Here is a 23,774-nt window from a genome sequence, read left to right as displayed (position 1 = left end):
CATGAAGGTCGCCCGTTTCTCCAATTGCGTCTCCGCGCTGGCGCTGGTTACTGCGCTGGCGGCAGGTGCGCCTGCAGTGGCCCAACAAGCCCCTACGCAACAGGCTGAGCCCGATGGTCTGGAAGTTGTGATCGTGACTGCCTCTGGCGGCAACCGTACCCAAATCAACAGCTCGGTTTCGGTTACCACGGTCAATGCGCAAGCCATTGCCGATTTCAAGCCAAGCTCTGAATCAGAATTGCTGCGCATGATCCCAGGGATTCAGGTCGCAGGCACGGCAGGTCCTGGCGGCAATTCCAACATCGCGGTTCGCGGTCTACCCGTGGCAACAGGTGGTTCACCATTCGTCCAGATCCAGGAAGATGGCCTGCCAACGGTTTTGTTTGGCGACATCCAGTTTGGCAATAATGACTACTGGACCCGTTTTGATGCCAGCGTTGCCAATGTCGAAGGTGTTCGCGGCGGCTCTGCCTCGACTTATGCCTCGCAAGCCCCCGGTGCAGTCATCAACTACATTTCCAACACGGGCGCTCAGAAGGGCGGCTATGTCCAGCTCAACACAGGTCTGGGCTTTGATGAAAACCGCTTGGACTTCCGATATGGCAGCCCAATCAGCGATCAGACACGCTTTCACATCGGTGGCTTTGTAAAGAAGGGTGCCGGCCCGCTGGACCCTGGCTATGATGTCAGCAATTCCTACCAGATCAAGGGCAATCTGACCCATGATTTCGCTGACGATAAAGGTTTCTTCCGCGTCCTGTTCAAGATCGCCGACACCCAAGAGCCCAATTATACTGGCTCGCCCGCTCTTGCGACCATTTCGGGCAAAAAAGTCAGCAACATCAAAGCCTTTCCTGGATTTGACGGTCGAAAGAACTCAAATTATTCGGTCTATAACAAGGACTTCTTGATCTTTAACCGTGACGGCGTGCTTGAGCGCGTAGCGATGGATGGTATCACCACCAAGGCAACCGCTTTGGGTGGTCAGTTGCGCTACAATATCAATGACAATTGGAGCGTGGACAACAATTTCCGTTGGACTGATATGAGCGGTGGCTTTGCGTCGCCCTTCTTGAACGTCACGACACGTGCCAGCATCATTGGCTCTACAATCAGCCGTCCTGGCTTGCCCAATGCGACTGTGGCAAGCATTCGCTATGCCGCTGGCCCGCGGGCTGGCCAGACCTTCACCGACACTTATGTCGACAACAATGTGAATGTCAGAACCAATATTCGCGACATTGGTAGCACGGCCAATGACTTCAAGCTGACGGGAAAATATGACACCGGCTTTGGTGCTCTGACTGCCCGTGTTGGCTATTTCTACATGAAGCAGGACATTGCCATGGACTGGCATGTCAATAAATCGCTGCGTGAAGTCAATGGCAACAATCCATCCCAACTCGATCTCTTTGATGCGGCTGGCAATAAGCTGACGCAAGAAGGCATCTCGGGCTATAACAACAATTGGGGTGATTGTTGCGCCCGCGATTATGACCTGTCTTACACCAACACAGCGCCCTACATCGCGTTGGAATTGGATGCGGAGAAGTTTGCACTCGACGGCTCTGTGCGTTTTGAATCCGTCAAGGCACGCGGCACCACCGTTGCAGGTGGGTCGGAGTTCCTGGTCAATTCTGGTGGCGTACAAATTGCCACCATTCGCGCCAATGGCGCTCGTGAGCGTCTGGGCTACACCCGGGATTATACGTCATGGTCGGTTGGGGCACTTTACAAGGTCAATGAGGACACCAGCCTCTTTGTCCGCAGTTCCAAAGGTGGCCGATTTAATGGCGACCGGCAGACTGTCAGTGGAAAGATTAATGCCGATGGTTCGTTGACCCAAGCGGGCCGGACGGCGTCGGTCGATTTCGTCAATCAAGACGAACTTGGCTTGAAGAATCGCGGTGATCTGCTGGGCGGGCGTTACACGCTGGAACTCACTCTGCTGCAGGGCGATTTCAAGCAATCGACGTTTGAACTCTCTGCAACCCGCTGCCCCGGCGGTGCTGGTGGGTGCGTGATCGACGCCAAATATGAGTCGAGCGGTGCGGAAGCTTATGCCACCTATCGTAATGGCCCATTGTCGGTCATCGGTAACGCGACATATTCTAATGCGAAGATCTCGCGGCCTACTTCCACAGGAGGCTCAGGCCCGTTCACCCGCGCACCCGGGATCCCAGATCTTAGCTTCACCGTTGCAGCTAATTATGACCTCAATGACAAAATAACATTGGGTGTCAGCAGCACCGGTCAGACCTCGTCAATTGATGATGCAGGCCGCGAATATCCGGGTGCTGCCATTCTCAACGCCACCGCCAAGTATCAGATCCGCGACAATATTGAACTCAGCCTCTCGGCATATAATTTGTTCAACAAGTTCGACCTGCGCGGCAATGGCGGGGTGGCTGACCCCACGGTCAACCCAACTGTAATCAGCGGTAATCCGGCTTTGGGCCGTACCGTGACCGCGGCGATCCGCTACACCTTCTAAGGTGACGCCGTGGCGGAGGCCTGGTGCGGGGATACCCGGTTCCAAGCCCCCGCAAAAGCCGATATACAGCTTCCACAGGGCAGGAAGCTGATGGAATGGGGCTGATCGCGGACGCTTTCGGCCCCATTTTCACAAACTGAACGATTCTTGCTCAAGGTGTCGCTATGACCGCCTCTACTGATAAACGAATCCGATCCATCGTGATTGTCGGCGGTGGCTCTGCTGGCTGGATGACTGCGGCTGCCTTGGCCAACACGCTTAAGCGTGACTGCCGCATTGTTTTGGTGGAGTCCGACCAGATAGGCACTGTCGGCGTGGGTGAGGCGACTATACCTCCGATCCGCACCTTCAATGAGATGTTGGGCATTGATGAACGCGAGTTTGTTGCCAAGACCAAGGGCTCGTTCAAACTCGGTATTGAGTTTGTGGATTGGGGTGGTCTGGGGAATCGCTACTTTCACCCCTTTGGTCCTCATGGCCGTGCCTTCGATATTGTTGGCCTGCATCATTATTGGCTGAAAGCGCGTGCGGCAGGAGACTCAACCGCCTTTGACGATTTTTCAATGGCATGGGCATTGGCCCAGCGCGGTCGCTTCACCCGACCGAATCCAGATCCGCGCCATGTGTTGTCGACCTTTGACTATGCCTATCATTTTGATGCTGGCCTATATGCCCGCTTGTTGCGCGACTATTCAGAAGCCCGTGGTGTCATCCGCCATGAAGGCAAAGTTGTAAGTGTTCGACAGAATGGCGAGACTGGTTTTGTCGAAGGCGTGACACTGGAGAATGGGACCGAGCTGACCGGCGACCTCTTCATTGACTGCTCTGGTTTCCGGGGGCTTCTTATTGGGGAAACGCTGAAGGTTGGCTATCAGGATTGGACGCATTGGCTGCCGTGTGACCGGGCGGTGGCAATGCCGTGTGCCAAGGTTGAAGGCATGTTGCCCTATACGCGGTCGACCGCGCGAGAAGCGGGTTGGCAATGGCGCATTCCCTTGCAGCATCGCACCGGCAATGGCTATGTCTATTGTAGCAAGTTCATCTCAGATGATGAGGCTGAAGCGACCTTGCGCGCCAATCTCGATGGAGAGGTTTTGGCTGGGCCCAACCGCTTGCGCTTTACCACAGGTCGGCGTGAGAAATTCTGGGAAGCCAATGTGGTGGCCATTGGTTTGTCGAGTGGCTTCCTTGAACCCTTAGAGTCAACCTCTATCCACCTGATACAAGCTGGGATTTCTAAACTTCTGGCGCTTTTCCCCCAGCGTGACTTCGACCCACTGATTGTCAATGAATACAATCACGTCGCCGCAACAGAGTTTGAGCGTATTCGCGATTTTCTCGTCTTGCATTACAAGCTCACCACACGCGATGACAGTCCGCTTTGGCGTTATTGTGCCGCGATGGAGATACCCGAGACTCTTCAGCTTAAGATCGACCACTTCCGTCGCTATGGGCGCCATATTGCGCGCGATATGGATTTGTTCGGTCAGCCAAGCTGGCTTGCCGTGCACATCGGCCAAGGCAATATCCCCGAAGATGTCGACCCTCTTTTTGACTTCCGTGGCATAGATGGCCGTGACTATCTGGCCAAGTTGAAGGCCGCTATGGCCGCTGCGGCCGAACAAACCACGTCCCACCAGGCCTTTGTCGATACCCATTGCGCGTCCGAAAGGGTCCCCGCCTAATCCGCTCACTGTCGAGCCTTTTCAGACCTTATGTCAGGATCCTCTTAGCGTGCCAGCATCTCCGTCTCCCACACGCCGGGCTTTGTCCTTGCCCTCCTTTGAGCCCAGCTTTTGGACGGCCAAGCATCTCGCAAAGCTGGATTTTGATCAGCTGCCTTGTCCGCATGTGTTTATGGCCGAGGACGTGGTCCAACTCGATCCTACTTTGACCTTATGGGACATCTGGCCTGTTCAACTTGATAATGGCGACCTGGTTGAGCTGCCGCAGGGAAGCCTGTGGGTTATGCTCTCGGCCCCGCGTATGGCCGATCCAGATGAACGGCACAACATGGCCCGCATGCGGCTTTTGCTGAAGACATGCGAAGGCTGGCGTGATTGCGGTAATCTGCTGCCCGATGGCTTTTCCCCCGGCAGTCGGGAATGGTCAGGGTCGACGCGATTTGATCCCGGTACTGGTGTTGTGAGCCTATGGTTCACCGCGGCTGGTCGGCGCGGGCAAGCCCAGCCGGACTTTGAACAACGCTTGTTCCAGGCCCAAGGGAAGCTCGATCTGTCTGGGGCGCTGCCGCAGGTGACACAGTGGCAGGGTCTTGCTCAGACGGTCGAAAATCAAGGTCAACTTTATGCTGACTTATCAATTCATCAAGGCGTGCCAGGCCAGATCAAAGGCTTCCGCGACCCTTATTGGTTTCGTGATCCCGTTGATGGTCAAGGTTATGTATTGTTTACCGCCTCACGTCCGCCGCACGCTTCAACCACAGCTTATGATGGCGTGATCGGTCTGGCGCGTGCCGATGACCTCGATGGTCACGGGCCCTTTACGCTCCTGCCGCCTTTGGTCGACGCTTATGGACTGGCCAGTGAGCTTGAGCGTCCGCACATGTTTGTTCATGACGGGCTCTATTACTTGTTCTGGTCAACCCAGTCCCATATTTTTGATCCCACTGTCGCCCGCGGGCCAACAGGGCTTTATGGCATGGTCGGTCCATCGCTTTTCGGCCCGTTTGAGCCCTTGAATGGCTCTGGCCTAGTGTTGGCTAACCCACCATCTGAGCCACGCCAAGCCTATGCGTGGCAAGTATTGCCGTCGCTGGAAGTGGTCAGTTTCATCGATTTCTGGGGCTTGAAAGGCGGGGACATTCTTACCGATCCAGCCTTGAAGCAGGCCCAGTTTGCCGGGGCCATAGCACCTGTTAGTCGTCTGCGGCTTACAGGTGCTACGTCATCTCTCATTTAGTCGGTGGGTTGGCGGATGTCGAAAGCCAAACTCAACCGCTCCCCTGTCGTAATTGGCCGCGTCCCATGCCAGCAGGTTGAGGGGAATAGAACCAGAGTGCCTGCTTTGGGGGCAATGGCATGGACTGGCAATAGCCCTAATCCAAGCTCTGGTGGAGCCTCGCCAAAGACCAAATGGCCAGCCTCACCATTCCCTGTCTCGGCCTGATTTGGCAATTCGATATGCAAAGAAGAGCTGATCCATCCCATTGGATGGGTATGGACACTATGGAAGCCACCTGCTTTCAGCAAAACCGACCAGCTCCCCTCGAACAACAATGGTCTATCCCGACGTGGACCTAAAAGTGGGTGCGATAGGTCGGGCTGAGGCAGACCTGCAACATAATCGGCCACGGCAGCCAAAATGCGCCGGCGTATTTCCTGCACGATCGGGATTGGGCGGAAGAAGAGCTGTCGATCAGTCTGAGTGCCTCCTCTTACCGACTGTTCAAGATAGGGCGCTTGGGCGGTGTGCAGTGCGCGCAGACTGCTGGATAATTCGGCCAGTTGCCCCCTGCTCAAGCCCAGATCAACGGTTTGGATGTATTCAGTTTCAGCCCCATCGAGCCATGGCGCACGCGCATCACCCAAGAGCCGCCAGCAAAGCGACAGATAGGGCCAGAACAGACGGGCTTGTCGGGTGTTCTGATAGGGCAGCGCCCGCGACAGGGCAGCATCGACTTGGCCCAATCGAAGCGCGTGGCGCACCCGACACACGTCAAGTCCGGGGTCTTGCCAATCAGCCACAGCGTCAAACAAATGGGGGTCGAGGCTATCGGGACCACCACGTTCGCTGATCAGCGATAGACGCGCCATTTCCAGTCCCCGACTGGTTCCCACCTGTAAAGCTGCTTCCTTGATTGCTGCCGCCGCGGCTTCCCAGGCACGCGCCGTTGACAGCAGATGGATATGGGCCAGACGTAGGCTTGCTTGATCTGGAAGAGCGTCGATTGCACGGCGAAAGCTCTCATCAAAGTCTTCGCGTTGGCCGATGGCCACCCGCAGTGTCGCCAAGCTCTTGTGTCCGTCGAGCCATTGAGGATGTTGTGCGAGAACATCGAGCAGAATGGATTGGGCTTTTTCGACTTGCCCTTCAGCAGCCAAAGCCGCGGCATAGGTTCGGATCAGTTGAGGATTCTGTGGGTCCAGTGACACCGCCCGTTCAAAGGCAGCAACAGCTTCCCGTCCAGTCTCGAATAAGACCTGTGCATAAGCAAAGGCTGCGATGGGGTGTGCGGGAGTTGCAGCCACAGCTTGGCCCAATGCGTCAACCGCACCCTCCAGATCTTGGAGCTCGCGCCGGGCGAGCCCGACTGCCAGCCAATCCATCCTTGCCGTTCCTTATTCTGTGGCGGGCTTCTTCTCGCGTACCCACATCACACAGACTGCCGCAATGATCAGCATGATACCAGCCATGGTGATCACATGGCGCGCATCTCCGCCCATCAAGGGTTTGTAATAGAAGGGCAGGGTGGCCGCGATCAGCAACATGGGGATGACGATCATCATGTTGAAAATTCCCATATAGACACCGGTGCGTTCAGGCGGCACGGCACTTGATAGGATGACGAACGGATTCCCCATAATGCTTGCCCAGGCCAGACCAATACCGATGGCAGGGATGAACAAAAGTGCCTTTTCACCGATGTGGGGCATGAAAAGCATACCAATCCCACCCAAAGTCAAACAGATGGCATGCATGATTTCTGGACCGTAGCGTTTGGTAAATGGCACCATGGCAAAGGCCGCTATGAAGGCGATCCCATTGTAGAAGCCCCCGATCTCGCCATTGGTGACAACCGCCATCCTGAATCCCTCAGAGACCGCTTCGGACGTGCCATAGACCGAGCGACTAATCGAATAGATGATGTAACCCCAGTAAGCGGCCATGCCATACCATTGAAACAGGCTCATAAGGGCCAGCTTGCGCATGACCTTGGGCATGTCGAGAATCGCCTGCCAGATTTCCAGAAGTGTTCCGCTGACCGTGAGTGGCTTACTGTTGATATAGGCGATCTCACGCTCGGTCAGTGGTAATTCGCGGACGCGGAATACCGACCAAAAGATTGTGCTGATCGACAATACCGCTCCGATGGTGAAGGCAACTTTGGTCGTTTCGGGGATGTTGTGAGCGTCAATCGCATTCACATCAAAGCCCAAAAGATTGATCATGATGGATGGGGATAGGAAGGCCAGCATTTGGGCGAGGCCGGTAAAGGCGCTTTGCGACAAGAAGCCAAACTGGCGTTGGTCGGGGTTTAATCTGTCGCTGACATAGGCCCGATAAGGCTCCATCGTGATGTTATTGCCCGCATCAAGCAGCCATAACAACGACACCGCCATCAGGATGGATGAGCTTAAGGGCATGAAGAACAGCCCCAAGGAACACATGACGGCCCCGGTAATGAAATAGGGTGTGCGGCGACCCCAACGGCTCTTGGTACGGTCACTCATGGCCCCGATAATCGGTTGTACCAGCAATCCGGTCAGTGGCCCGGCCAGCTGCAACAATGGAAGACTGGCCTCATCAGCGCCGAGATAGGAATAAATTGGGCCCATATTGCCTTGTTGCAGCCCAAAGCTGAATTGCAGCCCCAGAAAGCCCAGATTCATCTCAGCAATGCGCCAAAGGGGCAAATGCGGCTTCACGGCCTCTTGCGACATTTTCTTCCTCCCAAAAGACCATCCGGCGCTTCAGCGCTCTGTGTCAGGCTTTGAGGCTAACGCAATCGATTGCAAAAAGAAACCCTGAACTTTTCCAGTCAATGCATATTTGGCTTTTGGGGGTCATCAGCCCGTCGGCGAACCGCCGCAGGATTTGCGGACTACCAGCTTGGGCAGCAAGGTTGCGGAAGGGGCGTCCTCACCAGCCATACGCTTGAACAGGAGATCGACAATCGTTTTGGCACCCTTTGCAAGGTCCTGATGCACGCTGGTCAGTGGTGGGGTGGATTGGGCGGCAATGGCGATATCGTCGAAGCCCACCACGCTAACATCGCCGGGCACATCAACGCCTGCAGCCGCCAAGGCCTGGACTGCGGCAAGGGCAATAATGTCTGAGGCCGCAAAAATGGCATCAAAAGGCGTGCCACTCTCGATTAATTCGCGGGCCGCCTCATACGCGGTCTCGAAAGAGAAATGAGCCGGGATCACGAGGGCAGGGTCAGGGTCAAGGTTTGCGGCCCGCAAAGCCCGCACATAACCCTCATGCCGCAAGGCGATTTCGGGCAATTCCAACATGCCCAGAAAGGCGATCCGACGCCGCCCGAGGCCGAGGAGGTGATCGACCGCCCGACGCGCGCCGGCAATATTGTCGGTGCCCACAGAACAATAGGTTTGCCCGGTGAGATGCCCACCCCAGACCACCAATGGCAGATAGGTATCAGCCGCTTTGTTGAGGGCTTCGTGCTGATCAGACTGGCCTACAATCACCAAGCCATCCTGCCGGTGGGACTGGATTATCCGGTTAAGCCAGCCTTCCGATGTATCAGTCACTCGACACAACAGCACTTGATAGCCGCGCGTGGTGATCTCATCAGCCAGCCGTCCGAACATTTCGATGAAGAAAGGGTCAGAGATTAATTGCCCAACATCATGGCCTAGCGGGAAAACAACGCCAATCGTCTGAGTCTTCCGCATGCGCAGTGAGCGGGCCGATTGATTGACAACATAGCCCGCCTCAGCCGCGATGCGTTGGATTTCACGGCGGCGATCCTCGGGTATCAGGGGATTATCGGCAAGAGCGCGTGAGACGGTCGACATTGACACATTTGCCAGCCGCGCCACATCGGCCATTTTCAAGGGGCCTTCCTCGCTCACGCCGCAACCTCCTTCTCATGCAAGCCGCCACCGGCTTTCCAGACATTTTCTGCAAGCCAACTTAGAAACCGATATTGTTTTTGTGCAACAGATTTCCGCACAAAGGATATACTTTTTCGAGAAGAGTGCGCCAAGTGAGAAAGGGGCCGTCACCGGCCCCCTTTCAAGACAAATGCTGGATCGTCAAAATGGATCAGCAAACTGCCTCTTCAAGAAGGGCATTTGTTGTTGATCGTCTGACGAAGGGATCAGGCCCTTACGGTGCACGCTTCTTCCCATTTACCATGGCGCGCACAAGATTTTCTTTGTGCCCGATGGAGGCGGCAATCACCCCGCCAATGTGAAGGAACACCAGACCCAGAACAAGATTGGCGGCGGCTTCATGGATTTCCTCCCAAGGGCTGTCTTCTTCCTCCGCCTCCAATTCGATTGGTACCAGAGTTTGCACAATGGTGGGGACAGGAACTTTGTTTTCCATCGCCATGCCGGTGGCCGCGGTTGCACTCATGGCAAGAAGAAGTGCGATCACCATCAGCCCGCCAGGCGGGGAATGGCCAAGATGGCGTTTGGCCTTGCCATTCAAGAGCCCTCCCAAATAGCCTAATGTCGCCTTTGGCAACGCGATGAAGTTTTCAAATCGCGCATGCTCAGGACCAGCAATGCCCCAGAATAGGCGGAACACCACATAGCCGGCCACGACATAGCCAGCCCCTTGATGCAGGCTTTCAGGCTCTCCGCGTGTGATCAGAGCGGTTGCAATTGCGATCAGCAACAGCCAATGGCCGATGCGGACCAAGGGATCCCAAACTTTGATCCAAGATTGCTCTGGTGCAGGCTTGGACGGTGTGCTTTCTGCGGAAAATGTGCCTTCAGTCATCATCGCGCCCGCCCTGTTGGTCGTCGCGATCGTGCACCTTATCAGGATCCGATTTACGATCGGAACGGTCTTCTGCGCGGCGAATTTCTTCTGTCAGCACTTTGCCGGTCTTGGCGTCGATCACGCGGGTTTCAATTCGGTGCTCATAACGATCATCATGATCATCATGATGATCATCATCTCGCGCACTGATTTGGTTGGTTGTCTGCTGCAGGGGTGAAGTAGATGTTGCATTGGTCTTGGGTGGCATCAATTGACCCGAAGCAATTGCAAAGCCGGCGACGGCGAGGGCTGCGATCCCAACGCCAAGGCCGATGCGGATGGGGGTAGACATGGACATGAGAGATCTCCTGTGATTGAGGTTGATGACTGGAGATTAAGAGCTGTTGGCTGACATCCCCCCGACCCTGACCGTCAGGCAGGCGTCAGCGACGCCGGCCTATCAAGACTGGTCATGACCTACGTCCGTTTGTCCTCGCTATTGCTTATGATGCTGATGGCAAGTGCCTGTACGCCTGAGGTGCCTCCGCCTGCGCCACCCCAAACATTGGTCACTCCAGCCCGTCCAGTCGACCAACCCAATGGCCCGTCACCAGCCGGCAAACTGCCCTTCCTACAGATTCAGGCCATCGCGCTGGCTGCCGTACCTGGCGATGTTGTCCAGGTGGATTTGGAAGAGGACCATGGGCGCGACATTTATGAGTTCAAAATCCTCACAGCGCAGGGCCGGGTGATCGAACTTGAACTTGATGCGGCGACGGGGCGCATTCTCAAGCGGGAGGCCGATTAATGCGGGTCTTGCTGGTTGAAGACGATCTGGTGATCAGCCGGGCGCTGGCCAGCCATCTTGAAGCTGCCGGCTTCCGGGTGGAATGCTGCAGCGATGGGCAGACGGCTTGGACCAAAGGTCATGATGAGGATTTTGACGCTGTGATCCTTGATCTGGGTTTGCCGCGGCTTGATGGCCTCAGCGTGCTCAAACGGTGGCGACAAGAAGGTCGGGCCATGCCGGTGATTATTCTGTCTGCACGCGGCTCATGGGCTGAGAAAGTGGATGGTATTGAGGCGGGTGGGGATGACTATCTGGCCAAACCGTTTGAGCCTGCTGAATTGATTGCCCGTCTGCGTGGGCTCCTGCGACGCGCGGCAGGACGAACGGGCAATGTCGTCACCGCCGGGCGATTGTCGCTGGATCTGTTTCGAGCGACCGCCCAATATGATGGGGCAGCTGTGCGGCTGTCGCCTTTGGAGTTCCGCCTGCTTGATTTGTTGGCCAATGCCGCTGGACGACCGCTTTCTGCAGGGGAGATCGGCGAACACCTGCATGGCAGCGATGTACTGGACGCCAATGCTGTGGAGGCTCTCGTCGCCAGACTTCGCCGCAAGACGGGGCCGGATGTCATCGAGACCCGGCGCGGCTTTGGCTATGTGCTGGGTGGGCTTACCCCCACATGATCAAGACCCGCAGCCTTACCCGTCGCCTCTTTCTGTTGGCTGCCTTGTGGAATGGGGTCGCGCTGGGTCTGTCTTGGGTTGGGTTGTCGCTTCTGTTTGAACGCCACACAGAGCGGCAAGTACGCAGTGAACTCATCCGCCAAGGTGAGGCCTTGGTATCGGTCACATCTTTGGCAGCCGACGGCATGCCGCAAGTCGCACAAACCCTCACCGATCCCCGCTTCACCCGGCCTGCCAGCGGTCTCTATTATTATGTTGCCAGTCCGAAGGGCCATATTGCCTCGCGCTCATTGTGGGATGGGATTTGGATTCCGGCGACTTCTGCCCAATCACAGACATGGCAAGACAGCACGACGGCTGGACCGTTCGAGGCGCGCATGATCCGGGTTAGCCGCATCGTCCGCCCAGACGCCAACGGGCCTGCCGTGCTTGTCGAAATTGGGTTGGACCATCGGGTGATCACAGCGGCCCGGGCGGACTTTGCCCGTGAAATGGCCCTTTTCTTGGGTGTGCTGTGGTCAGTACTCACCTTGGCCTCGGTGGTGCAGGTAACACAAGGCCTGAAACCTTTAGCGGCGTTGCGCGCCCGTCTTGGCGCACTTGAGGCCAGCGCTCAGGCCCGCTTGGATGATCAACAATATCCCACGGAAGTCGGTCCATTGATTGGGGCGATCAATGCGTTGGCAGATGCGCGCGCGGCCGATATGGCGCGTGCCCGTGACCGGGCGCGTGATCTGGCACATGCGCTCAAAACCCCTTTGACCGCGCTCAAAATGCAAGTCAGTGGCTTATCTGAAACTGGCCCAAAGGCTGAACTGCAAGACAGCCTCAATATCCTCTCAGTCGCAGTGCAAGCCGAACTGGCTCGCGCCCAGCCTTTCGACGACCGCCCAGTCAGCTGCGCCGCTCATTCTATTCTTGCACGGCTCGTCAGGGTTATCAGCCAAACCCCGGCAGGCAGTCGCCTCAGGTTTGAGATTGACCTAGATGACAGCATTTTCCTGCCGTTGGGCGAGGATGCCGCCTTTGAAGTCTTCGGGGCCTTATTGGACAATGCCAGCCGTCATGCTCACAGCCTTATTCGCATAACGGCTCAACAGGCCAGCACCGGTTTATGCCTGCGTGTGGAAGACGATGGTCCAGGCCTAGGGGAAGAGGACCGGGGACGTGCACTATCTCGCGGTGTACGTCTGGATGAAGCCAGCGGCACGCAGGGTCTTGGGTTGGCCATTAGTGCAGATTTGATTAGGGCCAGCGGTGGCACAATGCGCCTCACCGAATCTGGCCTTGGCGGGCTGGGCGTGGAATTGATGTGGCAATAGCTCGCCAAACTCAGGTCGCAAAGGGCGCGGTCCGAACCGCTAGGGGGAAGCCGACACGGCGGGCAAAGTCAAAACGACCACCTCTGACGGCTTGAGCCTCCAGGTCAAGGCGATGCAGAATTTCACGCTTGAAAGCGCCACGAGGATGCCGGGCGAGGACTTCTGTGACAAAGGTCCGTGGCAGATGAACAAGGCGCAGCCCGGTAAGGTCAACCATGGCCCCATATTGGGTGTAGGCCCCTAACACCCCGTCGCGTTCAGGGGTTACACCAACGCTGGTGTGGACGACGAGGGCGCCGTGGAGATGATCACCGACCAGATCAGATTCACCCGCCCTGTGGGCGCAGGTGCGCGCGACAGCCGCGCTGCGCAGGGTGAAATCCTCGCCTGTCACGGCCTGCATCAGGCCCACATCATGCAGAATGCCACAGATGTGCAATAGCTCGGGGTCGGCGGCGCGGCCATCAATATGAGCCAAGGCGCGGCCAAAGAGTGCCGATCTGTAGCCATGATTGAGGAGGGCCGGGCTCTGCTCAAGCGCTGCCTCTTCGGCCAGTTTGACCAAGCGACTATCGGGAACGCTTGCCATGGCACTGATATCGCCAGGTCGAGACAGATGCGGGGCTAGACGTTGCCACAAATTGGCGACTTGCTGGCGGCCGGCCACCAAAAGACCTTTGGCACAATCCGGCAAATCCATCCTACCGCCTGTTTTGGAAAGCCAATCTGGTCCACCAAATCGATCTGGATTGGGGAGAGGGGGAAGATGACGCATGGCATGACAATCTAAGTATTGATTTTGAACTTAGCATAAAATGTCCTACGCAAGTAGCGATGTCAAATTCGCTACTCAGCTCATCCGAGAATCCTGTTCGATCTGCGCCAGTGGCGCGCGATGCTTGTGGCATGGCGGTGGCCGCCAATCTCCTGGGCGATCGCTGGACCCTCTTGATTCTGCGCGAGACCTTTTACGGCGTGTCGCGCTTTGATGACTTGCGCGCCGACCTCGATATTCCCCGCGGAATCTTGAGTGCTCGCCTCAAGGCGCTGGTGACAGCTGGCCTTCTGGCGAAGTCTCCCTACCGACAAGGTCGAGAGCGGGTACGCTTTTCCTATCAGTTGACTGCTAAGGGTCAGGATTTGGCTTTGACTTTGATCGCGCTCATGCAATGGGGCGAGCGTCACTTGCGCGAGGGACCATCGCCAGTGCGCGTGGCAGATCGTCGGACCGGCGCGAGTCTGACAATTGCTTTGGTGACGCCTCAGGGACACGCAGTCGCAGCCCAAGACGTTGAATTCATTGTACTGCCACAGAGTTAGAGTTGGCTTGGCTTTCTCTTGAGACGCGAAAGTCCATGTGCCGATTAAACCGAGAGCAAGGTGCGTAGGCAAACTGCTGCCATCCATGCACATCCGGCTCTAAGGCGTCCGCCAACGGCTGAGTCCTTTATGGAGAGCAATGATGGCACAGCCCGTTGCAATGCCTGCAGTTAGATCGAGCAATGCCACGACCAACAAGGTAATCAGCATCGCAGCTGCCTGAATGGGCGAGTCCTGAAGAACGCCTGCAATCTCATGGCGCTCGATCATGCCCCAAGCCACGACCAATAATAGCCCAGCCAGAGCGGCAAAGGGTATGTGGCCGGCCAGTGGCATCAGCAATAGGAATGCAAGCAGAACAAGGACAGCATGCACAATACCCGAGACGGGGCCATGAGCGCCTGCACGAATATTAGTGGCGGTGCGCGCAATGGTGCCGGTTACGCAAAAGCCGCCAAACAAGGCCGCACCAATATTGGCAAGACCTTGGGCAACCAGTTCAGCCTCAGGTCGATGCGCACGGTTGGCCATAGCGTCTGCAACTGTCGCTGACAGGAGAGATTCAATCGCCCCCAACAGTGCAAAAGAGGCTGACACAGGCAAAAGCGCGATGATCGTGTGAGGATCCAGCCTCGGCAGGCTTAGGGCCGGCCAGTCGCCATGCAACGAGGTGAAGCGGTCACCCAGAGTCTCTACTGGAAGATGCAGTGCTGTGGTAAAAAGGCTTGCCACGATAATCGCAACCAGCATGCTGGGGAAGGCGGGCTTCCATCGCCTCAACCCCAAAATCAGAATGATGGTCGCTAGCCCCACAGCGCAAGCAACAAAATTGAGGGTTTCTGCAGCATATATCAGTGTACGGATTTTGGCGACTAGGTCAGCCGGCTCATGGCCGATCCGTAGGCCCAGGAAGTCGTGCAATTGGCTTGCCGCGATAATTGTGGCAATGCCCGCTGAAAAGCCCAGCACCACAGCCTTCGGGATGAGGCGCACAAATCGGCCAAGCCCCACAGCGCCCGCCACCACGAGCATGACCCCAGACATGAAGGTGGCGGTAATGAGGCCTGAAGGTCCGTATGTGACGAGGGTTCCTGCAACGGGTACAATGAAAGCCCCTGCAGCCCCTCCAATCTGAAACCGGCTCCCGCCTGTGGCTGAGACGATCAGCCCACCAACCACAGCTGTGATAAGACCCTTTTCAGGCGGTAGCCCGCAAGCAATTGCAATTGCCATGGACAATGACAGCGCGACAACCGCAACGGTGGCTCCTGCAACCAAGTCTCGACCCAAAGCGTGCCAGCCGTAGCCTTCTTCAAGGACGCTGATCAGTTTAGGTTTGAACCTGCGCGCAGAGTCAGACATCCTTAAGTCTCACGCCTCTGCCGCGCCCAATGCTTGGCTGTTCAGGGCCGACTACCTCGACACCCAGATGATCCAATGCTGCCAAGACCTTCATCAAACTGTCGACCTGCGCCCTAACGATGCCATCGCTGGCTTCCATTCTTTGGATAGTTGGTAAGGACACCCCGGCCGCCTTGGCCAGATCGCCTTGGTCGACACCAAGAAGGGCTCGGGCTGCTTTGAGTTGTGCAGATGTCAGCATGGCACCAAACATTTTTGATGTTTCAGATATCAGTTTTGATTGAGATAGATTGCCTTTCTATGCTTTATATGTCAAAAAATGTGGGCGCATCAAGGCAAAGGTAGGCCATGTCTGAGGGTGATGAGGACTATATTTATGACGAGGTGACCGGTGACTGGATGCCGGCCTCGCAACTGGCTGCTCGGATACAGGCAGAGACTGAGATTGTTGTGCGAGATGCCGTTGGCAACGTTTTGCAGGATGGCGATTCAGTGGTGCTGGTTAAAGACCTGGATGTTAAAGGGGCCGGCCAGACCTTACGGCGCGGCACCATCATCCGATCGATTCGCTTGACCGGCGACGCCCAGGAAATCGACTGCAAGCATGAAGCGATCAGAGGACTTGTTCTACGTGCTGAGTTTGTCCGCAAGCATTGACTGTACCAAACCACAAGCGACCATGGCTCTCATGTTAGCCTTTAACAAAGTCGCGGGGCATATTTCATGCAATCGCCTCGCAAATATCCGTTGCCACCATCTCAGCTTGGCGATCATAAGCGCAATTTAAGAACGCTAAGACCCTCTTTCTATTCTAAGGTCATGCCGCTTTCGGGCCATTTGTCCGTGCAATCTGGCAATTTTGATCTGTTGTCCTGCTGTTATGCAGTGAATTTCATTTCAATGAGTTCGCTCAGATGCACCCTATTGGCGGGGGGCCGTGTGCGTCCAGAACAAGCGGTTTCCTAATGGGATTCCCGGTGGAAATACGACTTAATCTTCGATGCAATCGATAAAAATCGATATAAATTTAGTCAATCCGATTAGGATTAGAGATTTGTTAACTATAAATCTAAACGCCGGGTTTATAATCAAACCATAGTCTGACTAAGTATTCAAAATGAATACGCCTTGCTTGTAGCGAGGGAACTAGTAGGAAAGAGGGCTAGAAATGCTCAGCGTTAATACAAATTCTGGTTCAATGGTTGCATTGCAAACCTTGAACCGTACCAACGATCAGTTGGACAAGACCCAAAATGCGATCTCCACGGGTCTTAAAGTAGCCTCCGCAAAAGACAATGGTGCAATTTGGGCCATCGCGAATAAGATGCGCTCAGACGTCAGCGCCTATGATCGTGTCCGGGAGTCGGCCGACCGCGCTGCTTCTATTCTCGACACCGGCATTGCCGCTGGTGAGAGCATTATGGAACTTCTCAACGAAATGAAGGGCAAAGCCTTGGCTGGAACCCAGCCTGGCAACTCGACATCGGCCCAAGCAGCATTGGCTGCCGACTTTGTGCAATTGCGCGATCAAATCACGAGCGTGATTGCCAATGCGGTCTTCGATGGTGCCAATATGATTGGTGCTACACCAGCGAACGCCGTGGCACTAGGGGACGCGACAGGGGCTAACTCGATCACGGTCAACGGCGTCAGCCTCGCACTAGGCGGCACTGTCGTCACGGTCGCGGCGGCAGCGGTTCTGACCGATACCACCACGTCCACAACCGCTCTTGGTCAAGTCAACACATCCATCACGAACTTGGGTACCCAGCTTGCAACCTGGGGTGCAGGTGCGAAACGGATTGAAGTCCACCGTACCTTCATCGGTAAGTTGCAGGATGCCCTCAGCAACGGCATTGGTGCGATCGCCGACGCCGACCTGGCCAAGGAAAGTGCAAAGCTGCAAGCTCTGCAGACCAAGCAGCAATTGGGTGTGCAAGCCCTGTCGATTGCTAACAGTTCATCTCAGTCGGCGCTGTCGCTGTTCCGATAAGCTGACCATACCTTACCCTAACACCGTTGACTTGGGCCCAGACATTCCTGTCTGGGCCATTTTTTGTGACCAAAAGTAACCACACAAAATTGTGCCCGAATATTGGCGGTTTCATAAGTTGATGTCAAAACTTTAGGCAAAATGACCATCTGCAATTCATCCTTTACACTTTTTTTTTAGCGTTGTTCTGTCTCATATCGGGATTTGCAAGTGTTCGTGTCTGCAAAGGGTCGGAATGTCTGGCATCAGAAGTTTATCTGCACTGAGCGCCACGGCCTCAACCAGTCGCGTGCTGAATCTACATATGGTCTCTGAGGAGTTCGCCGAGGACCCTCAATATCGTGAAGCCCCATTTTTCCGTGATTCAACACTGAATCAGGCAGTTATCATCAAACATCGCTTCCGAAGCGATGAAGCCTATCTGGTTCCAAGTGGTGGTGCTGTCGGTACAAAGATTGTCTTTCCACTCGATCGCAGCGATCTGCGGGTGGGGGGCCAGTTTATTTTCATCAATGAGACAGGTTATAAAGACTCGCTCATGAACGTCGTTGGGGTGCGCGGCGAAGATTTAGAGCACGATCTTGAGACGCTCCGTCTACTGAACACCATTCCCTCGTTGGACCCGTTTTTGGTCCGCGAACAATTGCGCCGCCATAATCGCACGCCAGCAGATTGTTATTTCTCAATCTCGCCGGCTGACACCGCTCGTATGTTGACCTTCACCGAAGTCGAGATGTTTCCACTCATCAAATTGGCTTATGGCGATGGTGGGTCAGACTTGAACCCCGAATTGGTTGGGCGTCTGGCCAACGCGCTTTTGTCGACCAATGCCGATTCCCGGCTTGAACCTCTGCGTCTAACCTTGGGCCTAGAAGGTATTCAGTTTCGCGATGGTATCTTCAGCTGGAAGGGTTTCATCTTCTATAAGTGGCAATTCAGCGAGAGCATGGTTGCTTTGAGCAAGATCGGACCTGAAATGGATACGATTAAGATCAAGGGTCGGCCTGATCGGGTTAGTAAAGAGCTGGCGAATGACCTTAAGAAGAGCATTCGTGAAAATATCCGCGCCACTGCGCTGAATTGCTCTCGCGTGTTGGCGCTCTATGATGATGCGTTCCGTGATCTGGTGCACCGCGGTCACACAGCAGCCTTTCGCAAGTTTTTGTTGGACGCGCCTTTGCTGTTTGTAGAGTTGGGTCACATGATGGGTATGGTTTCACACATCGTCTCTTACTGGGCCTATCGGTTCCGTGTGGCGGAAAAGGGCGGGATCCACATAGAGGAATATCTAGACATCTTGCGTGAGTTCAGCGTCGGACTGTCGCCACGCCGACATTAATGCGCGCTTGGTTCATGATGGGCCAGGTAGAGGACAAAGATATCTGATTAAGGGGCCAGAAGGCTGCCTTTATTCATTTGATTGAATCCGAACCGGTCAGATAGAGTATCGAGTGAATACAATTGTTGTCTACCCGATAAACACCAGCAAGTACCTGAGCCTCGCATGAAGGTAATTTAATTTACGACCATATTGCTGTCTGCATATTGCCAGACTACCGTCAGGTATCGACCTGGGGAGATTGGCATGCTGACGATTAAAGGCCTGACACATGTCTATGGGAATGGTGTCAAAGCGCTTGATGGAATTGATCTGAGCATTGGAAGTGGCATGTTTGGATTGCTAGGCCCAAATGGTGCTGGCAAATCGACCTTGATGCGCACCATCGCAACCTTGCAGGCTCCAACATCCGGAAGCATCCAGTTCGGCGATATAGACGTGCTCAAGCAGCCAGAATTGTTGCGCGAGACCTTGGGCTATCTGCCGCAAGATTTCGGCGTCTATCCGCGCGTGACAGCCCGCGACATGCTGGACCATATGGCCATTCTGAAGGGTATTACCCAAACCCGCCAACGCAAGGAGGTGGTCGAAGGCCTGCTCAATCAGGTCAATTTGTGGGACGTGCGGAACAAAGCGATCGCAGGCTTCTCTGGCGGTATGCGTCAACGATTTGGCATCGCCCAAGCGCTGATTGGCGCGCCACGATTGATCATTGTGGATGAGCCCACAGCTGGGCTCGATCCAGAAGAGCGCAATCGCTTCCTCAACCTACTTGCAGCGATTGGCGAAGGTGTGGTGGTCATTCTCTCCACCCATATTGTTGAAGACGTCTCGGATTTGTGTCCAGCCATGGCAATCTTGGCGCAGGGTCGCATCGTGGCTGAAGGCGCGCCCAAAGACCTTACTCAGGCTTTGGTCGGTCGCGTTTGGCGCAAAACCATCGCTCGGAGTGCATTGCAAGACTACCAAGCGCGCATGCAGGTGATTTCCTCGCGGCTTTTCGGTGGCCAGACGGTGATCCATGTGCTGGCTGATACCGCACCAGAGACCGACTTCGTGCCCGTCGAAGGCGGTTTGGAAGACGTTTATTTCTCCACGCTCGCTTCTGTGCGCGCAGCCGCCTGAGCCAGGAGATTGGGCCAATGCAAGCAATCCGTCAATTTTTTGCCGTTTGTTCCTTTGAGTTTTCCTATCAGCTGCGCAACCCAGTCCTCTGGGTTAGCTTTGCCCTGTTCTTTCTGCTGACTTTTGGGGCTGTCACCATCGATCAGATCCAGATTGGCGATACGGGAAACACCAATTCCAATTCACCTTATGCCATTAATCAGATCACGATGGTGATGGGAATTATCTCGCTGTTTGCCGTGACGGCCTTTGTGGCCAATACGGTGACCCGTGATGACGAGACTGGCTATGGGCCTATCTTGCGCGCCACGCGATTGGAGAAGGTCGCCTATTTGTATGGCCGCTTTACGGGGGCTTGGCTGGCCGCCGCTACTGGCTTTTTGGCTGTTCCTTTGGCGATCCTAATTGGTTCGGCAATGCCGTGGATGGACCCAGAAAAGCTCGGCCCGCTTGTGCTGACCCATTATGCCTATGGCTATACTGTGATTGCCTTGCCGATGCTGTTTGTCTTCGGGGCCATGTTATTTGTCTGCGCGACGCTGACCCGCTCGATGATGGGGGCCTATCTGGGGCTGATTGCCATTCTGGTGGCTTGGGTGACGGTCGGAATCCTGCTTGATAAGCCGGATTTGAAAGAGATTGCCGCGCTTGTTGACCCAACCGGGTCTGGGGCTCTGTTTCAACAAGCCGAATATTGGACCGCTGCGGACCGCAACACGCGCTTGCCCGCCTTTGATGGTGTTTTCTTGCAGAACCGGGCCATTTGGGGTGGGGTAGCTCTGGTTTGTCTTGGATTGGCTTATGTATTCTTCCGTCCCGGAGCCAAGGGCGTCTCAGCCAGCAAGGTCAGCCGCACAACAAAAGCCAAAGCGGTTCCGATTGTTGCAACCGCACCTGCCTTTGTCCCCGCGTTAACCGCGTCAGTTCGTCGTAGCCAATTGTGGGCCCGGACGGTGTTTGACGTCAAATCGGTTCTGTTCAGCCCCGCCTTTGTCGTTCTGTTGCTCTTGGGCGTGTTCAATGCTTCGGGCGCGTTGTTTTACGCAGATGATTTTCGTGGCACCCCGATTGAGCCTGTGACACGTCTGATGGTCGGTGCCCTCTATGGGGCGTTTGCCATTATCCCCATCATTATTGCTGGCTTTTATGCGGGTGATCTTGTGTGGCGTGACCGCGAGCGGCGCATGGCTGAGATTATCGACGCCACACCAGTTAGTGACTGGGCCTTTGTCCTGCCCAAGGTTCTCGCGATTCTACTCGTGCTATTGTCTGCCAATGTGGTGGCCATGTTCACGGCCATGGGGGTGCAGCTGATCAAGGGCTATACCAACCTCGAGCCGCTTGGTTATCTTTTGTGGTGGATCATTCCATCGACCATGTCGGCGATGCAATTGGCCTGTCTGGCCGTGTTTCTGCAAGCTATCTCGCCTAACAAATATGTCGGCTGGGGCTTGTTGGTCATTTATCTGGTCTTGTCCATTACGCTGAATAATCTGGGTTTCCAGCACAATTTGTATAATTTTGGCTCTAATCCGCAGGTGCCGCTCAGTGCATTCAATGGCATGGGGCACTTCTGGATCGGCCGAACATGGTTTGACCTTTATTGGAATGCCTTTTGTATCGTCCTGGTCATTCTTTCTTACGGTTTGTGGCGGCGCGGGGCAGAGACACGCCTGAGGCCACGGGTGGCCCGCTTTCCCGCACGCATGCGCGGGTTAACCGGCCTCACGTTGGGTGGTGCGCTTGTTGCCTTTGTTGGGCTGGGTGGCTGGATCTTCTACAATACCAATATTCTCAACGTGTATCAGCCAACGCCCGAGCAGGAACGCGAACTGGCAGAGGCTGAAAAGGCGCTCGCTCGTTATGAAGAGATGCCCGGGCCCACCATTATTTCTGTCAAGCTCGATGTGAATTTGCGTCCTAAAGACAGGCAGGCAGATGTTGTTGGCAGTTACGTCATCGAAAACCAGCACCAAGAACCCCTGACCCATATGATCGCCGCTTTGCCGCAGAGAAGTACAGTTGCGATGGCCGAGATCTCTGTGCCGGACGCGCAAGTCGACAAGGCTTGGCCGGCCTATAATGTGACGCTTTATCGTTTCACGCGGCCGCTGGCTCCGGGCGAACGGCGGGTGGTCGGGTTCAAGACGACTTATGGCCGTCTTGGCTTCTCCAACAGTGGCGGTCAGACCCGCTTGGTGGCCAACGGGACCTTTCTAGACAATAGCGAGTTCACGCCGGTTTTGGGCATCTCACGCGCACAATGGATGACTGACCGGGCTAAACGGCGCAAATATGGCCTTGATCCCGACCGTCGTCCCTTTAAGCTTGAAGACCCCAAGGGGGACCGGCAGCATTATTTGCGCCCGGACTCCCATTGGGTGACCGCAGATATAACTGTGACCACCGATGCTGACCAGATTCCGATTGCGCCGGGCTATCAGATCTCTGAAAGCCTCAAGAATGGCCGCATCACCCGTCGCTTCGTTACGGAAGCACCGATCCAGCACTTCTTCTCAATCCAGTCGGCGCGTTATTTTTTGGATCGATCCAGCGTGATGGTGGGTGGCAAGCCCGTGGCGGTTGAGCTTTATTATTACCCCACACATTCAGCCAATCTGGACCGAATGGAGAAGGCCGCGCACCGGTCTCTGACGCTCTTTTCCGAGCGTTTCTCCCCTTACCAATTCCGCCAGTTCCGGATTTTGGAATTCCCTGGCTACCAGTCCTTCGCGCAATCCTTTGCCAATACCGTGCCTTTCAGTGAGGATATTGGTTGGTTGCAGACCAATCGCGATCCAGAAAAAGTCGATCTGGTTACATTTGTGACGGCGCACGAGATCGCTCACCAATGGTTTGCGCACCAGATTATTGGTGGCGACAAGCAGGGTGCTACCATGTTGTCTGAAACGTTTGCGCAATATGGTGCCATGCTGGTCATGGAAGACATGATGGGTAAAGAGCAGGTACGCCAATTCCTTAAGGCCGAGCTGGATGCCTATCTGCGTGCCCGCGGTAGCGAAGTGGTGGAAGAATTGCCGCTGATGAGGGTGGAAAATCAGTCCTACATTCATTACCGGAAGGGCGCATTGGTGATGTATTTCCTCCGCAATGAAGTGGGCGAGGAGCCAGTTAATGCTGCTATTCGTCGCCTCATCACCCAATTTGCATTCAAGTCTGCCCCTTATCCCACCAGCGCCCAATTTGTCGCCTTCTTGCGGGAGGAGGTTGGACCTGACCCGGTCAAACAGCAATTGATTACAGATCTATTTGAGAAGATCACTCTGTATGATGCCAAGACCTTGTCGGCAACCAAAACCAAACTGGCCGATGGACGTTGGCAGGTAAGCTTGAGCGTTGAGGCCAAAAAGCTCTATGCCGATGGCGAAGGCAAGGAGACCGGAGCCCCGATGTCAGAGGCTTGGGAAGTAGGGGTCTTCACCAAAAAGCCTGCTGAAACAGGATTTAACCGCAGCCATGTTCTGGCTTTCGAGCGAAAGACCGTTCGAAGTGGGCGTCAGGAAATCGTACTGACCCTACCGGCTGGGGCTGAGCCGGCCTTTGCAGGCATCGACCCATATGTGAAGCGGATTGACCGTAACAGCGATGACAACTTAGTCGCCGTCGAAGCTGTAAAATCCGCCAAATAAGTGGGGCATGGGGTCACCCCAAGTCGCGATCAAATCATGAAAAAAGCGGGAAAGTCCT

20 protein-coding genes are annotated in these 23,774 nt (G+C 55.3%); 12 read left to right on the top strand and 8 right to left on the bottom strand.

Translation table 11 applies throughout. The features are described 5' to 3' along the window. The first annotated feature begins 1 nt into the window (after position 1). The 3 genes from PbB2_RS15110 (at position 2) to PbB2_RS15100 (ending at position 5,416) form a co-directional block, all read left to right on the top strand. The gene (locus tag PbB2_RS15110; protein WP_108986215.1) at positions 2 to 2,494 is read left to right on the top strand and encodes a TonB-dependent receptor; all 2,493 of its coding nucleotides are present in this window, start codon (positions 2 to 4) and stop codon (positions 2,492 to 2,494) included. Positions 2,495 to 2,658: 164 nt separating this feature from the next. Beyond that, complete coding sequence (locus PbB2_RS15105; protein ID WP_108986214.1) at positions 2,659 to 4,179, top strand: tryptophan halogenase family protein; 1,521 nt, start codon at positions 2,659 to 2,661, stop codon at positions 4,177 to 4,179. A 49-nt stretch (positions 4,180 to 4,228) separates the two neighbouring features. Further along, positions 4,229 to 5,416 carry a glycoside hydrolase family 68 protein gene (locus PbB2_RS15100; RefSeq protein ID WP_192576381.1) on the top strand — a complete coding sequence of 396 codons (1,188 nt, stop codon included), beginning with the start codon at positions 4,229 to 4,231 and terminating at the stop codon, positions 5,414 to 5,416. Here PbB2_RS15100 and PbB2_RS15095 read toward each other — a convergent pair. The 5 genes from PbB2_RS15095 to PbB2_RS15075 form a co-directional block, all read right to left on the bottom strand. Continuing rightward, positions 5,413 to 6,783 carry a tetratricopeptide repeat protein gene (locus tag PbB2_RS15095; protein WP_108986212.1) on the bottom strand — a complete coding sequence of 457 codons (1,371 nt, stop codon included), beginning with the start codon at positions 6,781 to 6,783 and terminating at the stop codon, positions 5,413 to 5,415. The two genes, PbB2_RS15100 and PbB2_RS15095, sit on opposite strands and share 4 nt — an antisense overlap. Before the next feature lie 12 nt (positions 6,784 to 6,795). Further along, the gene (locus tag PbB2_RS15090; protein WP_108986211.1) at positions 6,796 to 8,118 is read right to left on the bottom strand and encodes an MFS transporter; all 1,323 of its coding nucleotides are present in this window, start codon (positions 8,116 to 8,118) and stop codon (positions 6,796 to 6,798) included. 126 nt (positions 8,119 to 8,244) lie between these two features. Continuing rightward, positions 8,245 to 9,249: a LacI family DNA-binding transcriptional regulator gene (locus tag PbB2_RS15085; RefSeq protein ID WP_108986210.1), complete on the bottom strand. Its 1,005-nt coding sequence runs from the start codon at positions 9,247 to 9,249 to the stop codon at positions 8,245 to 8,247. A gap of 280 nt (positions 9,250 to 9,529) precedes the next feature. After that, positions 9,530 to 10,150 carry a cytochrome b/b6 domain-containing protein gene (locus tag PbB2_RS15080; protein WP_238165056.1) on the bottom strand — a complete coding sequence of 207 codons (621 nt, stop codon included), beginning with the start codon at positions 10,148 to 10,150 and terminating at the stop codon, positions 9,530 to 9,532. Next, positions 10,143 to 10,490, bottom strand: a complete 348-nt coding sequence (locus PbB2_RS15075) for a hypothetical protein (RefSeq protein ID WP_133245851.1) — start codon at positions 10,488 to 10,490, stop codon at positions 10,143 to 10,145. Before PbB2_RS15075 ends, PbB2_RS15080 begins: the two co-directional genes overlap by 8 nt. Before the next feature lie 114 nt (positions 10,491 to 10,604). Between PbB2_RS15075 and PbB2_RS15070 the strand changes: the two genes are divergently transcribed. From PbB2_RS15070 to PbB2_RS15060, 3 genes are read left to right on the top strand one after another with little or no spacing between them, the layout of a single operon-like run. Beyond that, positions 10,605 to 10,940, top strand: coding sequence for a PepSY domain-containing protein (locus PbB2_RS15070; protein WP_238165055.1), 336 nt, complete (start codon positions 10,605 to 10,607; stop codon positions 10,938 to 10,940). Then, positions 10,940 to 11,605, top strand: coding sequence for a response regulator transcription factor (locus tag PbB2_RS15065; protein ID WP_108986207.1), 666 nt, complete (start codon positions 10,940 to 10,942; stop codon positions 11,603 to 11,605). The genes PbB2_RS15070 and PbB2_RS15065 overlap by 1 nt, the downstream gene beginning before the upstream one ends. Next, the gene (locus tag PbB2_RS15060) at positions 11,602 to 12,927 is read left to right on the top strand and encodes a sensor histidine kinase (protein ID WP_108986206.1); all 1,326 of its coding nucleotides are present in this window, start codon (positions 11,602 to 11,604) and stop codon (positions 12,925 to 12,927) included. Before PbB2_RS15065 ends, PbB2_RS15060 begins: the two co-directional genes overlap by 4 nt. Positions 12,928 to 12,937: 10 nt before the next feature. On the opposite strand, the gene PbB2_RS15055 is transcribed toward PbB2_RS15060, so the two are convergent. Then, positions 12,938 to 13,702: an HD domain-containing protein gene (locus tag PbB2_RS15055; RefSeq protein WP_133245850.1), complete on the bottom strand. Its 765-nt coding sequence runs from the start codon at positions 13,700 to 13,702 to the stop codon at positions 12,938 to 12,940. 59 nt (positions 13,703 to 13,761) lie between these two features. On the opposite strand from PbB2_RS15055, the gene PbB2_RS15050 reads away from it, so the two are divergent. Beyond that, positions 13,762 to 14,247: a winged helix-turn-helix transcriptional regulator gene (locus PbB2_RS15050; RefSeq protein ID WP_238165054.1), complete on the top strand. Its 486-nt coding sequence runs from the start codon at positions 13,762 to 13,764 to the stop codon at positions 14,245 to 14,247. A gap of 99 nt (positions 14,248 to 14,346) precedes the next feature. Here the strand turns inward: PbB2_RS15050 and PbB2_RS15045 are convergent, their stop codons facing one another. Both PbB2_RS15045 and PbB2_RS15040 read right to left on the bottom strand, forming a co-directional pair. Next, positions 14,347 to 15,609, bottom strand: coding sequence for a SulP family inorganic anion transporter (locus tag PbB2_RS15045; RefSeq protein ID WP_108986204.1), 1,263 nt, complete (start codon positions 15,607 to 15,609; stop codon positions 14,347 to 14,349). Continuing rightward, a complete protein-coding gene (locus PbB2_RS15040) occupies positions 15,602 to 15,850 on the bottom strand; it encodes a helix-turn-helix domain-containing protein (RefSeq protein WP_108986237.1) in 249 nt (82 codons plus the stop codon). Before PbB2_RS15040 ends, PbB2_RS15045 begins: the two co-directional genes overlap by 8 nt. Positions 15,851 to 15,957: 107 nt before the next feature. Between PbB2_RS15040 and PbB2_RS15035 the strand changes: the two genes are divergently transcribed. The 5 genes from PbB2_RS15035 to PbB2_RS15015 all read left to right on the top strand — a co-directional run bounded on the left by PbB2_RS15035 (position 15,958) and on the right by PbB2_RS15015 (position 23,716). Continuing rightward, entirely contained in the window at positions 15,958 to 16,266 is a 309-nt protein-coding gene (locus PbB2_RS15035) for an alkylphosphonate utilization protein (RefSeq protein WP_108986203.1), read from the top strand. 511 nt (positions 16,267 to 16,777) lie between these two features. Then, on the top strand, positions 16,778 to 17,602 hold the full coding sequence (locus PbB2_RS15030) for a flagellin (RefSeq protein WP_108986202.1): 825 nt from the start codon (positions 16,778 to 16,780) through the stop codon (positions 17,600 to 17,602). 289 nt (positions 17,603 to 17,891) lie between these two features. Beyond that, a complete protein-coding gene (locus tag PbB2_RS15025) occupies positions 17,892 to 18,941 on the top strand; it encodes a hypothetical protein (RefSeq protein WP_133245849.1) in 1,050 nt (349 codons plus the stop codon). Between the two features lie 246 nt (positions 18,942 to 19,187). Continuing rightward, entirely contained in the window at positions 19,188 to 20,066 is an 879-nt protein-coding gene (locus tag PbB2_RS15020; RefSeq protein WP_108986200.1) for an ABC transporter ATP-binding protein, read from the top strand. A 17-nt stretch (positions 20,067 to 20,083) separates the two neighbouring features. Beyond that, the gene (locus tag PbB2_RS15015; RefSeq protein WP_108986199.1) at positions 20,084 to 23,716 is read left to right on the top strand and encodes an ABC transporter permease/M1 family aminopeptidase; all 3,633 of its coding nucleotides are present in this window, start codon (positions 20,084 to 20,086) and stop codon (positions 23,714 to 23,716) included. Positions 23,717 to 23,774 lie beyond the last annotated feature (58 nt).

Source organism: Candidatus Phycosocius bacilliformis, from assembly GCF_003112735.1.
Taxonomy (GTDB): domain Bacteria; phylum Pseudomonadota; class Alphaproteobacteria; order Caulobacterales; family Aquidulcibacteraceae; genus Aquidulcibacter; species Aquidulcibacter bacilliformis.
The sequence above is the reverse complement of the archived record's forward strand: the minus strand, read 5'-3'. Positions and strand labels throughout refer to the sequence as shown.